The organism is Arthrobacter sp. Soil761, assembly GCF_001428325.1.
GTDB lineage: Bacteria > Actinomycetota > Actinomycetes > Actinomycetales > Micrococcaceae > Arthrobacter.
In genome coordinates this window covers 190,378-203,113 of record NZ_LMSF01000030.1, presented here as the reverse complement: position 1 = coordinate 203,113, position 12,736 = coordinate 190,378, and the positions used below count along the sequence as shown (strand labels likewise).

Annotated in this window: 12 protein-coding genes; 2 read left to right on the top strand and 10 right to left on the bottom strand. The window is 66.1% G+C overall.

Features of this window, described 5'->3' with window-relative positions; genetic code table 11:
• Position 1: 1 nt before the first annotated feature.
• The 8 genes from trpS to glyA form a co-directional block, all read right to left on the bottom strand.
• Positions 2-1,045 (bottom strand): tryptophan--tRNA ligase, encoded by a 1,044-nt coding sequence (trpS, locus tag ASG79_RS19625; RefSeq protein ID WP_018770224.1) that lies wholly within the window; start codon positions 1,043-1,045, stop codon positions 2-4.
• 15 nt (positions 1,046-1,060) lie between these two features.
• Positions 1,061-1,894 (bottom strand): exodeoxyribonuclease III, encoded by an 834-nt coding sequence (locus tag ASG79_RS19620; protein ID WP_056393599.1) that lies wholly within the window; start codon positions 1,892-1,894, stop codon positions 1,061-1,063.
• Positions 1,895-1,904: 10 nt separating this feature from the next.
• Positions 1,905-2,468, bottom strand: coding sequence for a hypothetical protein (locus tag ASG79_RS19615; protein ID WP_056393451.1), 564 nt, complete (start codon positions 2,466-2,468; stop codon positions 1,905-1,907).
• A gap of 77 nt (positions 2,469-2,545) precedes the next feature.
• Entirely contained in the window at positions 2,546-3,391 is an 846-nt protein-coding gene (locus tag ASG79_RS19610) for an ABC transporter permease (RefSeq protein WP_056393448.1), read from the bottom strand.
• A complete protein-coding gene (locus tag ASG79_RS19605) occupies positions 3,388-4,272 on the bottom strand; it encodes an ABC transporter permease (RefSeq protein ID WP_082581840.1) in 885 nt (294 codons plus the stop codon). Before ASG79_RS19605 ends, ASG79_RS19610 begins: the two co-directional genes overlap by 4 nt.
• Positions 4,265-5,239, bottom strand: a complete 975-nt coding sequence (locus ASG79_RS19600; protein ID WP_056393446.1) for an ABC transporter ATP-binding protein — start codon at positions 5,237-5,239, stop codon at positions 4,265-4,267. The genes ASG79_RS19605 and ASG79_RS19600 overlap by 8 nt, the downstream gene beginning before the upstream one ends.
• A gap of 128 nt (positions 5,240-5,367) precedes the next feature.
• Positions 5,368-6,270 carry a bifunctional methylenetetrahydrofolate dehydrogenase/methenyltetrahydrofolate cyclohydrolase gene (locus ASG79_RS19595; protein WP_018770230.1) on the bottom strand — a complete coding sequence of 301 codons (903 nt, stop codon included), beginning with the start codon at positions 6,268-6,270 and terminating at the stop codon, positions 5,368-5,370.
• Between the two features lie 3 nt (positions 6,271-6,273).
• On the bottom strand, positions 6,274-7,572 hold the full coding sequence (gene glyA, locus ASG79_RS19590) for a serine hydroxymethyltransferase (protein ID WP_056393445.1): 1,299 nt from the start codon (positions 7,570-7,572) through the stop codon (positions 6,274-6,276).
• 275 nt (positions 7,573-7,847) lie between these two features.
• Between glyA and purU the strand changes: the two genes are divergently transcribed.
• Both purU and ASG79_RS19580 read left to right on the top strand, forming a co-directional pair.
• Positions 7,848-8,708, top strand: coding sequence for a formyltetrahydrofolate deformylase (purU, locus tag ASG79_RS19585; RefSeq protein ID WP_056393443.1), 861 nt, complete (start codon positions 7,848-7,850; stop codon positions 8,706-8,708).
• Between the two features lie 115 nt (positions 8,709-8,823).
• Positions 8,824-9,342 (top strand): gamma carbonic anhydrase family protein, encoded by a 519-nt coding sequence (locus ASG79_RS19580; RefSeq protein WP_018770233.1) that lies wholly within the window; start codon positions 8,824-8,826, stop codon positions 9,340-9,342.
• Between the two features lie 16 nt (positions 9,343-9,358).
• Here ASG79_RS19580 and ASG79_RS19575 read toward each other — a convergent pair whose 3' ends face one another.
• Entirely contained in the window at positions 9,359-11,095 is a 1,737-nt protein-coding gene (locus ASG79_RS19575; RefSeq protein ID WP_186447787.1) for a flavin monoamine oxidase family protein, read from the bottom strand.
• Entirely contained in the window at positions 11,092-12,522 is a 1,431-nt protein-coding gene (locus ASG79_RS19570; protein WP_315898342.1) for an amino acid permease, read from the bottom strand. Before ASG79_RS19570 ends, ASG79_RS19575 begins: the two co-directional genes overlap by 4 nt.
• Between the last annotated feature and the right edge of the window lie 214 nt (positions 12,523-12,736).

Sequence of the window (12,736 nt, the reverse complement as noted above, 5' to 3'; positions counted from 1 at the left end):
GCTAGCGGACTCCCGCGAGGCTGAGGGACGGCAGGAAGCCCATGCGCTCGTAGACCTGGGCAAGGGTGACGGAGGCGATCTCGCGGGCCCGCTCAGCGCCAAGGGCCAGCAGCCGGTCAAGCTCGGCGGGATCTGCCATCAGCTCATTGGTCCGGTTGCGCAGCGGGGTGATGAAGTCCACCACAACTTCGGCGAGGTCAACCTTGAGGTGGCCGTACATCTTGCCCTGGTACTCGGCTTCAAGCTCCGCCACGGACTTGCCCGTCAGCGAGGAGTAGATGGTCAGCAGGTTGGACACGCCGGGCTTTTCCTCAGGGTCGAAGCGGATGTCCGTGCCGGCGTCGGTCACTGCCGACTTGATGCGCTTGGCTGCGATCTTGGGATCCTCCAGCAGCTGGATGGCACCGTTGGGCGACTCCCCCGTCTTGGACATCTTGGCGCTGGGATTCTGGAGGTCGTAGATCTTGGCGCTTTCCTTGACGATCGTGGCCTCCGGAACCGTGAAGGTGTGGCCGAACCGGGTATTGAAACGCTGCGCCAGGTTCCGCGTCAGTTCCAGGTGCTGCCGCTGGTCCTCGCCGACGGGCACGAGGTCGCTCTGGTACAGGAGAATGTCCGCGGCCATCAGGGTGGGGTAGGCGAACAGGCCCAGTGTTGCGGAGTCCGCGCCGGACTTCTGGGTTTTGTCCTTGAACTGGGTCATCCGGGAAGCCTCGCCAAACCCGGTAATGCAGTTCAGCGCCCACGCAAGCTGCGCATGCTCGGGAACATGGGACTGGACGAAGAAGATGCTCTTGTCCGGGTCGATGCCGGCCGCGATGTACTGGGCAGCCACAATGCGGGTCCGCTTGGCCAGCTCGGCGGGGTCGAAGTCCACTGTGATGGCGTGCAGGTCCGGGATGAAAAAGACGGCGTCGTACTCCGCCTGCATGTCCACCCAGTTGCGCACGGCACCGATGTAGTTGCCCAGGTGCAGGGAGTCGGCGGTGGGCTTGGCGCCGGAAAGGATGCGCTTCTTGGCAGTGGAGGAAGTCTGGCTGGTCATGGAAAACTTTCGGGCTTAGAGCTGGTAATCCACTACCAGCGGGGCGTGATCGGAGAAGCGGGTGTCCCAGGAGGCTGCACGGTCCACGACAGCCGAAATGGCGGAGGCCGCCAGTTCGGGGGTGGCCATGTGGTAGTCGATGCGCCAGCCGGTGTCGTTGTCGAATGCCTTGCCGCGCCAGGACCACCATGTGTAGGGCCCGTCGACATCCCCGGCCAGGGTCCGGTGGACGTCATGCCAGCCGATCTCCTCACCGAAGAACCGGTCGAAGTAGGCACGTTCCTCCGGCAGGTGCCCGGCCTTCTTGAGGTTGCCCTTGGAGTTCCTGATGTCACGGGGGGTGTGCGCCACGTTGAGGTCGCCCACCACCAGGGCGTGGTCGCTGTGCTTGGTCAGTTCCGGCAGGCGGGTGCTCATGACGTCCAGGAAGCGGAACTTGTCATCCTGCTTGGGCGTCCCCACTTCACCGGAATGCACATAGGCGCTGGCAACCGTGAGCTGCACGGGGTTCCCTGCGGCGTCGGGGACGCGGAAGTCGGCTTCAACCCAGCGCCCGGCGGTGGCGAAGTAGTCGTCCCCGATGCCGTTCCTGGTGGCCAGGGGCTCCTGGCGGGAGGCAATGGCGACGCCGGCACGGCCTTTTGCTTCCGCTTCCGCGTGCAGGATATGCCAGTCCTCCCCCAACAGTTGCCGGACGACGGCGTCAGGGGCTCGGACCTCCTGCAGGCAGAGGATGTCCACTTCCCGCGGCTCAAGCCAGGCCGCCATACCGTTCTTGTAGGCAGCCCGGAGGCCGTTTACGTTGACGGATGCGATGCGATGGTGGTCCTTGTTCAATGCCGAGCTCACCCGCTCCACTCTAGTCGATGATGGTTCCGGTCACCGGCTCCCCGCTGCCGCCGGAGGACTTGATCATGTCCCGGGCGTTGGTGGCTGTGATCTCGATGGTTTCAAGGGCGCGGTTGATCGTGTCCTGGTTGGCGGCGGCGCCCTTGGCCCGCTCCTCCTCCACCACGCGGACCTGCACCTGGACGATCTTGAAGGAATGGTCCAGCTTCAGGTCGCGCACCTCGTCTGCCTCGGAACGTTCGTGGACCACCCGGGTGCCGCCGTGGTCGGCGGAGGTGCGGGCCGGTACGCGGCCGGTGGCGGTGTTGAAGGCGCTCTGGGCTTCGGACAGCTTTGCGCCCGCTTTCCTGGCGGCCCGCTGGATGCTGAAGACCACGAACGCAGCCAGTGCCAGCCAGAAGGCGGCGATGATGGCGACAACCCAGCCCACCACGTCGTTCTGGTTTGCGGCGAAGATCACGGCCACAATGAACGCCGTCACCAGGACCATCAGGCCCGGCCCGCTGATCCGGAACATGGAAAAACCGCCCCGGGCGGGTTTGGAAGATGACGAGGAGCTGCCCAAAGTTCGCATGCAGCCATTGTCTCAAACGGCGGACTGTGCTCCCGCCGCCTTCCACCCCCGGCGAACAGGGCAGCTCGCCGGGCAGGCTATTTCAGGAACAAACTCCGCAGGCGCAATGTGGTCAGCAGCATCCCCACGGCGGTCATCACCAGGTAGTAGCCAACATGCAGTGGCGTGGCAGCCGTAAAAGTGCCCACACTGATCTGCCGCAGCAGTTCCACCCCGTGCCAGAGCGGCATGGCCTGGATGAACCACTGGATGGGCTGTGGGTAGACGCTGAGCGGGTAGAACGTGGCGCTGAACAGGAACATGGGCAGCAGGATGAAGTTGATCCAGTCCATCTGCTGGAAGGTCTTGAGGAAGCTGGTGATGCCCATGCCCAGGCTGGCGAACCCAAAGGCGATCAGCACCGAGGCTGGGATCATCAGCAGTGCCCAGGGCGTGGTGATCAGTCCCATGATGCCCATGACCGCAGTGAAGCCGGTGGCGTAGAGCATCCCCCGCAGCAGGGCCAGGAAGATCTCGCCAAGCGCCACGTCCAGCGGGCCCAGGGACGTATACAGCATGCCCTGGTAGAGCTTGGCGAAGTTCATCTTGAAGAAGACGTTCCAGGTGGAGTCATAGACGGCGCCGTTCATCGCGGAGACGGCCAGCAGTGCCGGTGCGATGTAGGCCGCATAGCTGATGGTGGTTCCGTTGGGTCCCTGGACGCTGCCAACGATGGCGCCCAGTCCCACCCCAATGGAAAGGAGGAACAGCACCGGCTCAAAGAACCCGGACAGCATCACCAGCCAGTTGGTGCTCCGTGTGGCCATCAGCCCACGGGCAATGACTGCCCTGGCATTGCCTGAATACAGGGGCCCGAAAGTGCGGCTGCGGGCTTGCTCCGCGGCGCTCCGGGAGGCGCCGGCGGTACCGGAAAATGCGCTCACTGGCCCATCCTCAGGGCAAACCGGCGCCGCGTCAGGACCCAGCCGGTGACTGCCAACCCCGCCAGGACGGCCGCATGGAGCACGCTGAGGACCGCCGGTTCGCGGTATCCGAAGCTGAGCACCCGGCCCAGTTCGGTGCCATGCCAGATGGGCGAAATCCAGCCCACCCAGCGGACCGCCAACGGCAGGTTGTCCAGCGGGAAGAACGTCCCGGAGAACAGGAAGAGCGGCATCACGATGAACCGCATCACCAGTGCGAACTGCCCCTTGTCTTCGGTGATCGATGCGGAATATGCCATCAGCGGCAGCCCGAAGGCCAGCCCTGTCAGGGTGGCCACCAGTATCCCGGCCCAGCCCCAGCCCGACGGCGAGGCACCGAACAGCGCCACGGCCGCGAAGTAGATGGCCGACTGCAGCACCAGGCGCAGCGTCACGGCCATGACCTGCCCGGCGGCGATCTGCTGCGGCGTCAGCGGCGACGCGTGCGGGCCATAGTAGACCCGGCGCCATTTGAAACCTGCCATAACGGGAAAAGTGAACTCGTTGGCTGCCGTCATCACGGCGGCGGCCACCAGCAGCGCCGGGGCGATAAAGGCGAGGTAGGACACGCCGCCAAAGGCCGCGTTGCCGGTATCCACCAGGGTGGCCAGTCCCACCCCCATGGCGAAGAGGTACGCCACCGGTTGGCCCACGCTGTACATCAGGATGGACCAGCTGTAACCCTTCATCACCCGGAGCACCTGCTCGGCATAGTAGAAGGAGCCCCAGCGCCGCGCCCTTGCCGCCGAAACCGCCGGCGCATGCGCGCGCAGGCCGCCCGGCTGCGCGGCCCCTGCCTGCCCTCCGGTCGGCTGCCGCCCGGACGCCTGCCTATCAGTCAATGAGGCTCCTGCCGGTGAGCCGAAGGAACACATCCTCCAGCGACGACCGCCGGACCAGCGATGTCAGCGGCCTCAGGCCGCGGGCCGACACCTGCTCAAGGGCTGACTCGCCGTCGTGCGCGTACATCAGCACCCGGTCCGGCAGCACCTCAAGCCGTTCCCCGATGCCTTCCAGCCGGGACGCGATTGCGGCGTTCCGCTCGGAACCAAACCGCAGTTCCACCACCTCCCGGGTGGAATGCCCGCGGATCAGCTGCGCGGGCGAGCCCTCGGCCATGATCCGGCCCTTGTCCACCACGATCAGCCGGTCGCAGAGCTGCTCGGCCTCATCCATGTAATGGGTGGTGAGGATCAGCGTGACGCCCTGCTCCTTGAGCCGGAACAGGCGGTCCCACAGGATGTGCCGGGCCTGCGGATCCAGGCCCGTGGTGGGCTCGTCCAGCAGCAGGATCTGCGGCTCGTTGATCAGTGAACGGGCGATGGTCAGGCGGCGTTTCATGCCGCCGGAGAGCGCGTCCACCTTGGACCTCGCTTTGTCCGTCAGCTGTGCGAACTCCAGCAGTTCATCGGCCTTGGGCCTGAGGTAGCTCATGGGCAGGCCGAAGTAGCGGCCGTAGACCAGGAGGTTGTCGCGGACGCGGAGTTCCTCGTCCAGGTTGTCCTGCTGCGGAACCACGCCCAGGTGGGCGCGTACCTCGGGTCCGTGCGTGTCCGGGTCCAGGCCCATGATGGTGAGCCGGCCGGCGGACCGGCGGGTCACGCCGCCGATCATCTTCATGGTGGTGGATTTGCCCGCCCCATTGGGCCCCAGGAGGCCGAAGGACTCCCCCGCTTGCACGGTGAACGAGATGCCGTCCACGGCGGCCACGTCGCCGTAGGTCTTGGTCAGGTTTTCGGCGGAGATGACGGTGCCGGACGGCGGGCCCCCGGTTATCGTGCCGGAGGGGGTAAGGGCGTGGTTGTGCACCTGTGCAGACTAGTGGAGGCGCGGCGCAGGTGGAAGTGTGCTTGCAGTTACGTTGAAACGGACGACGGCGGCACGGCGCCTTCCCTGCGGAAGGTACCGTGCCGCCGTCGTGCACTTAGTGCCGGGGACTAGTGCGCGTTGGCTGCCGCGCGTTCGGCGGCCTCCACCACGTTGGTCATCAGCAGCGCCACGGTCATGGGACCGACGCCCCCGGGGTTCGGCGAAATCCAGCCGGCCACATCGGCGGCGGCGGGATCGATGTCGCCGTAGACGCGGCTCTTGCCGGTGTCCGGATCGGTCTCGCGGGTAACGCCGACATCCAGCACCGCTGCGCCCGGCTTTACGTCCGCGGCCTTGACGATGTGCTTCACACCGGCCGCGCCCACGATGACGTCCGCCTGCCGGAGCAGTTCTGACAGGTTCCTGGTCCCGGTATGGGTCAGGGTCACGGTGGCGTTCACCTCGCGCCGCGTGAGCAGCAGGCCGATGGAGCGGCCGATCGTGACGCCGCGCCCCACCACCACAACGTGCTTGCCTGCCAGGCTGTATCCGTTGCGCTCCAGGAGCTCGATGACCCCGCGGGGGGTGCACGGCAGCGGCGTGGTGATCTTGTTGTTGACGTTCAGCACAAGCCGGCCAAGGTTGGTGGGGTGCAGGCCGTCGGCATCCTTGGCGGGATCGATGCGCTCCAGGATGGCGTCCGTGTCCAGGTGCTTGGGCAGCGGCAACTGCACAATGTAGCCGTGGCAGGCCGGGTCCGCATTGAGTTCGTCAATGAGGGCCTCCACCTGTTCCTGCGTGGCATCGGCCGGAAGCTCACGCTGGATGGAGTTCATCCCGATCTGCTCGGACTGCTTGTGCTTCATGGACACGTACAGCTGCGAGGCGGGGTCCGCTCCCACCAGCACAGTGGCGATGCCGGGCGTGACGCCCTTGGCCTTGAGTGCGGCCACGCGTTCGGTCAGCTCGGCCTTGATGGCGGCGGCGGTAGCCTTGCCGTCAAGGATCTGTGCGGTTGTGGTTTCAGCCATCGGTTACCACTGCTCGTGCTGCGGGTAGAGCGGGAAGTCGGCTGCCAGCTTGTCCACGCGGGCCTGCAGGGCCTCGACGTCGGCGCTGGTGCCTGCCTTGAGGGCGGTGGCGATGATCTCGGCCACCTCGGTGAATTCGGCGGCACCGAAGCCGCGGGTGGCCAGGGCCGGGGTGCCGATGCGCAGGCCGGAGGTGACCATCGGCGGGCGGGGGTCGAACGGCACGGCGTTGCGGTTGACGGTGATGCCCACCGAGTGCAGCAGGTCTTCTGCCTGCTGGCCGTCCAGCTGCGAGTTGCGAAGGTCCACGAGCACCAGGTGGACGTCCGTGCCGCCGGTGAGGACGGAGACGCCGGCCTCTGACACGTCGGCCTGGTTCAGGCGGTCGGCGATGATCCGGGCGCCTTCCAGGACGCGCTCCTGGCGCTCCTTGAATTCCTGCGTGCCGGCAATCTTGAAGGCCACGGCCTTGGCGGCGATGACGTGCATCAGCGGGCCGCCCTGCTGGCCCGGGAAGACGCTGGAGTTCAGCTTCTTGGCCCACTGCTCCTTGGCGAGGATCACGCCCGAGCGCGGACCGGCCAGGGTCTTGTGCACGGTGGAGGTGACGACGTCGGAGTGCGGCACCGGGCTCGGGTGCAGTCCGGCGGCAACCAGTCCGGCGAAGTGCGCCATGTCGGTCCAGAGCAGCGCGCCAACCTCATCGGCGATGGAGCGGAAGGCAGCGAAGTCCAAGTGGCGCGGGTAGGCGGACCAGCCGGCGATGATGACCTGCGGCTTTTCGGCGATGGCCTGCTCGCGGAGCTTGTCCATGTCGATGCGGAAGGTGTCTTCCTCAACCTGGTAGGCGGCCACCTGGTACAGCTTGCCGGAGAAGTTCAGCTTCATGCCGTGGGTCAGGTGCCCGCCGTGGGCCAGGGAAAGGCCCAGGATCTTGTCGCCCGGGGTGATCATGGCGGAGAGGGCGGCGGCGTTGGCCTGCGCGCCGGAGTGCGGCTGGACGTTGGCGTATTCGGCGCCGAACAGTGCCTTGACCCTGTCGATGGCCAGCTGCTCTGCGATGTCGACGTATTCACAGCCGCCGTAGTAGCGGCGGCCCGGGTAGCCCTCGGCGTACTTGTTGGTGAGGACGGAGCCCTGGGCTTCCATCACGGCGCGGGGCGCAAAGTTTTCGGAGGCAATCATCTCCAGGGTGCCGCGCTGGCGGCCGAGCTCCTGGTCCAGCACTGCTGCAATTTCGGGATCGAGCTCAGCCAACGGCTGGTTGCTCACGGCTGTGGTTGAGGTGGCTGTAGTAGTCACGGAGAACTCCTGGCTAGGGATATGGGCACTGCTTAGGTCAGGCTACCGGGTGGCGCACTTTCGCACCGCGTTGATGACAGGGCGTGAAAGCTCGGCATGGCACTGCTGCGCTGACGCGGGTGCAGCCCCATTTCCGGCAAAACATGACCCTCGGCCCAGGCGTACGATCCGTGGTCTTCGTGATTGCCGCTCCCTGGTGGTTAGCCACCCAACGCCAGTTGCGACCATTCCAGCCTACCAAAACCGGCGCCCCCGGCGCGGGTAGGCTATTACGCGTGAATGAAGAGCAGCTGAACCAAGCGTACGTTGTAACCCTGTCCTGCCCGGACCGTCCCGGAATCGTCCACGCGGTGGCCGGAGCGCTGCTGGTGGCGGGGTGCAACATCACGGATTCGCAGCAGTACGGCAGCCCTTCAACCGGGAACTTCTTCATGCGCGTTGAGGTGACCACGGCAGCCCCCAAGTCGGAGCTCCGTGCCGCGCTGGAGCCAGTGGCGGAGGCCTTCTCCATGCAGTGGAACCTCAATGCTGTTGGCGACAAGGTGCGCACCCTGGTGATGGCCAGCACTTCTGCCCACTGCCTCAACGACCTGCTGTTCCAGCAGCGCTCGGGCACCCTGCCCATTGAGATTCCCGCCATTGTGTCCAACCACCAGGATCTCGCCGGGCTGGCCGAGTTCTACGGCATCCCCTTCCACTACATCCCGGTGACCAGGGACACCAAGGTGCAGGCGGAGGACAAACTTCGCGCCATCATCGCGGAGCACGATATCGAGTTGACCGTGCTGGCCCGCTACATGCAGATCCTCTCCGATGAACTCTGCACCGAGCTGACCGGCAAGGCCATCAACATCCACCACTCGTTCCTGCCGTCCTTCAAGGGCGCCAAGCCGTACCACCAGGCTCATGCCCGCGGCGTGAAGCTGATCGGTGCCACGGCGCACTATGTGACGGCCGCCCTGGATGAGGGGCCCATCATCGAACAGGAAGTCATCCGGGTGGACCACGCCCGCACCCCTGAGCAGTTCGTGCAGATCGGCCGCGACGTGGAGGGGCGCACGCTGGTCCAGGCCGTGCAGTGGCACGCCGAGCACCGCGTGCTCCTGGACGGCAACCGGACGGTGGTCTTCAACTGACGCGGTCTTCAACTGACGGTGGTCTTCAACTAGGTAGCAGTAGATGCCGTTTTGGGGCCTCAAAACGGCATCTACTGCGAGTCAGTTGGGTGCAGGGGTGGCTTATGGTGAAGCCATGGCTCCTCTGTACCCTTTCGCCGGAAATTCCCCGGCTGTCCATGACTCAGCGTTCGTAGCCCCGTCGGCCTCGATCATCGGCAACGCCAGCCTGGGACCGGATTCCAGTGCCTTCTACGGCGTCTCCGTCCGCGCCGACACCGCGGCCATCACCGTGGGTGCCGGCAGCAACCTGCAGGACAACGTGGTGCTGCACGCCGACCCCGGCTTCCCCTGCACGGTGGGCGAACGGGTCAGCGTGGGGCACGCCGCCGTCGTCCATGGCTGCACGGTGGAGGACGACTGCCTGATCGGCATGGGCGCCACCGTCCTCAACGGCGCCGTGATCGGCGCCGGCTCGCTGGTGGCGGCCGGCGCCGTCGTGCTTGAAGGAACGGTGGTTCCGCCCCGGTCGCTGGTGGCGGGCGTGCCCGCCAAGGTGCGCCGCGAACTCACGGATGAAGAGTTCGACGGCGTCCGCGCCAATGCGGCGCGCTACGTGGAACTCGCGGCGAAACACCGCGAGCTCCACGCCTGACCCAGTCCGGCCTGCATCAGTCCAGGCTGATGGGCCCGAACTCGTCCAGCAGGTCGCCCGGGCCGGGGTTGCCCGGCGCGGAGGACCCGCCCAGGTGCTTCACCACGCCCCACACCGCGTTCAGCCCCGTGGTGACGGCGCCTTCCGCCCAGCCGGCGGTGAAGGAGACGTCGTCGCCGGCCAGGAAGATGCCGCGCTGGGACTCCGGCAGTTTGTCCTGCTTGAAGTGGGTGAACAACCTCTGCTGGTAGCGGTAGTGGCCGGGGAGGTTGGCTTTGAAGGCACCCATGAAGTTGGGGTCCGCCTCCCAGGACACGGTGATGGGCTGGCCCACGATGTGCCCTGCGATGTCCACTCCGGGGTAGATCTGTTCGAGCGAGTGCAGCATCAGTTCCACGCGTTCGTCGGCGTCCAGGGCCAGCCACTTCAGCGCGTCGTCGTTCCAGGTGTAGGAGAGCAGGATGACGGCGGGCTGGTCAGGGCCGTTGTCCAGCAGGTAGGTGGCGCGGTTCAGCCTGTCGGTCAGCGTCATGGACAGGACCTCGTTGCCGGTGTCCGGGTCGATGTCCTTCCAGAACGGCCGGTCCACCATGACGAACGTCTTGGAGGACTGCATGTAGTGCGAGCGCTCCATCGCGGTCCACAGCTCGGCCGGGAACAAGGCCTCCTCCGTGTGGATCCGGGTGGACAGCAGCCAGGACTGGCAGGTGGTCACCACCGCCGGGTAGCTGGCCTCGCGGCCCCAGCGTTCACGGATCCGCAGGTTCCCGTCCGGGTCGCGGCTGATCCTTCCCACGGCACCGCGGGGCGATCCGGAGTGCAGCGAGGAAAGGGAGGTGCCGGCGGGCCAGTGCACCATGTCCGACGGCGCGTGCTGCCAGAGTGCCTCGGGCAGGCGCTGTGCTCCCCCGCGGATCAGCCGGTGCTGGTCGTCCGCGTCGGTGTAGACCACGCGAAGGATTTCCAGGATGGAGTTGGGGAAGTCGGTGTCCCAGCCGCCGGTGCCGAACCCCACCTGGCCAAAGGCCTCCCGGTGGGCGAAGCCTGCCTTCTTGAAGGACTCGCTGGCTGCGATGAAGCCGTAGAAGGTCTGCTCGTCCATGAGCGGCAGCAGTTCGTTCCAGAGGTCCTTGATGCGGGCCATGTCCCGGGCCCGGATGGCGTCCTGCATTTCGACGAACTTGGCGCCGTCATTGACCGCGGCCTTCCAGGCGTCGGCCACCTCGCGGAAGAACGGCGGAAGGTCGCCCGGCTTCTCCGCATAGTGCTTCTTGCCGGCCAGCTCGATCACGGTGCTGGACGTGGCCTCGGCGAGGGGGTTTGGGAACTCCTGGGTCTCCAGGCCCAGCAGGTCCACGTAATGGTAGAAGGCCTTGCCCGATACCGGGAAGCGCATCCCGCCCAGGTCCGCCACCACTCCGGGCGCTGCGGGGAAGGCGGCGGTGCGGAGCCGCCCGCCGATCTGGTCCGCTTCATAGACCACGGGCCGCAGTCCCAGTTTCATCAGTTCATAGGCGGTCACCAGGCCGGAGAGGCCGGCGCCGATGACGGCGACTTCCGTGCCGTAAAGCTCCGGCGGGACGGAACCCAGGCCATCGGGGTGGGCCAGGTAGTGGTCGTAGCTGAACGGAAAGTCGGGGTTCAGCATGGTGATGGGGGCCGCGTTTCCGGCGATGCCCCGTCCGGCGGCGCCTGCGGGAGCCGCGGAGGTGCTGGAGGGGTCGAAGGCCGGCAGTTCGGTGGCGGTTGTCATGATAGTTCTGCTTTCACAGGTTCCTGGCGTGGGGCCTTGGCGGTCAGTTCACGGTAGTCGAGCTCACTGAGAGCCGCTACCTTCGAGTTCCGGCGTCCATAGCCGAAGTAGATGGCGATCCCCACCAGCATCCAGGCACCAAAGACAACCCAGGTATCGGCTCCAAGGTTGGCCATCAGGTAGGCGCACATCAGCGTGCCCAGCACGGGAGTCAGGGGATACAGCGGCACCCGGAAGCTTCGCTTGAGGTCCGGCCGGTTGCGCCGCAGGTAGATGACGGCGACATTGACCAGCGCGAAGGCGAACAGGGTTCCGATGCTGGTGGCATCGGCGAGGGCGCCGAGCGGGACCAGGCCCGCGGTGAGTGCGACGGCGGTGCCGACAATCAGGGTTCCTGCGGCCGGGGTGCCGGTCCGGGCGGAGACGCGTCCAAAGACCTCGGGCACCAGGCCGTCCCGGGACATCGAGAGCAGGATGCGGGTTTGGCCATACAGGACCGTGAGCACGATGCTGGCGATCGCAAGGACAGCGCCGACCGAAAAGACCAAGGCGATCCACGGCTGGTTGGTGGTCTCCTCCAGGATCTGGACCAGGGCGGCTTCGGTGCCGTCGAACCAGCCCCAGGGCCGGGCACCGATGGCGGCGACGGCCACGAGGACGTAGATGCTGGTGACGATCACCATGGACAGCAGGATGGCGCGGGGAAGATCGCGTTTGGGGTTCCTGGCCTCTTCGCCCGCAGTGGATGCCGCGTCGAAACCGATGTAGGAAAAGAACACCCGGGAAGCGGCCGCGGACACACCTGCGGCACCCATGGGAAGGAGCGGTTCGAAGTTGCCGGCGTTGAAGGCGGTAAAGGCAACAGCGCAGAAGAACAGCAGGATGCCGATCTTGATGATGACGACGGCGGTGTTGATCCAGGCGCTTTCACGGGCGCCGCGGACCAGCAGGACCATGGCCAGCACCACGATGGCCACCGCTGGGATGTTCACCAGTCCGCCGTCCCCGGGCGGCTGCGACATGGCATCGGGCAGCACCTGGCCGAACGCTGCCAGCGCCTCGTTGACGTACTGCCCTGCCCCCACAGCTACGGCAGCGACGGAGACGGCGTATTCAAGGACAAGGCACCACCCGCAGATCCAGGCCATCCCCTCGCCCATGGTGGCGTAGGAGTAGGAGTAGCTGGAGCCCGCGACGGGGACCAGGCCTGCCATTTCGGCGTAGGACACCGCTGAGAGCAGCGCGGCCAGGCCGGCGATGACGAACGAGATCCAGATGGCCGGGCCAGCCAACGGAACCGACTCGCCAAGGATCACCAGGATGCCGGTCCCCAGGGTGGCGCCCACGCTGATCATGGTCAGGTGGAGGACGCCGAAACTGCGAACCAGTCCAGTGCCGTCCTGGCCTGTTCCGGCCTCACTGACCATCTGGCCGATCGGTTTACGGCGCAGCAGCTGTGTCCGGAGGCTGGGCCGCACGCCGCTTGGCACAAGAGTTTTTTCGGTGGTCACAGGCACAGTCACCGTTGACGTCCCTTCAGAGTAGTTGTCGGTTTCCCCTTCCCAAGGTTGGCATGTGAGCCAACTCTCAGCGCGGTGCAAAATGACTTATAGTGATCCACCATGAGACTTAATGCACATG

Excerpts from the sequence above, each read along its gene's own strand:
- ASG79_RS19615 (WP_056393451.1), bottom strand. The coding sequence starts at position 2,468 with ATGCGAACTTTGGGCAGCTCCTCGTCATCTTCCAAACCCGCCCGGGGC.
- ASG79_RS19575 (WP_186447787.1), bottom strand. The coding sequence starts at position 11,095 with ATGACAACCGCCACCGAACTGCCGGCCTTCGACCCCTCCAGCACCTCC.
- ASG79_RS19580 (WP_018770233.1), top strand. The coding sequence starts at position 8,824 with ATGGCTCCTCTGTACCCTTTCGCCGGAAATTCCCCGGCTGTCCATGAC.
- trpS (WP_018770224.1), bottom strand. The coding sequence starts at position 1,045 with ATGACCAGCCAGACTTCCTCCACTGCCAAGAAGCGCATCCTTTCCGGC.
- ASG79_RS19570 (WP_315898342.1), bottom strand. The coding sequence starts at position 12,522 with ATGGTCAGTGAGGCCGGAACAGGCCAGGACGGCACTGGACTGGTTCGC.
- ASG79_RS19595 (WP_018770230.1), bottom strand. The coding sequence starts at position 6,270 with ATGGCTGAAACCACAACCGCACAGATCCTTGACGGCAAGGCTACCGCC.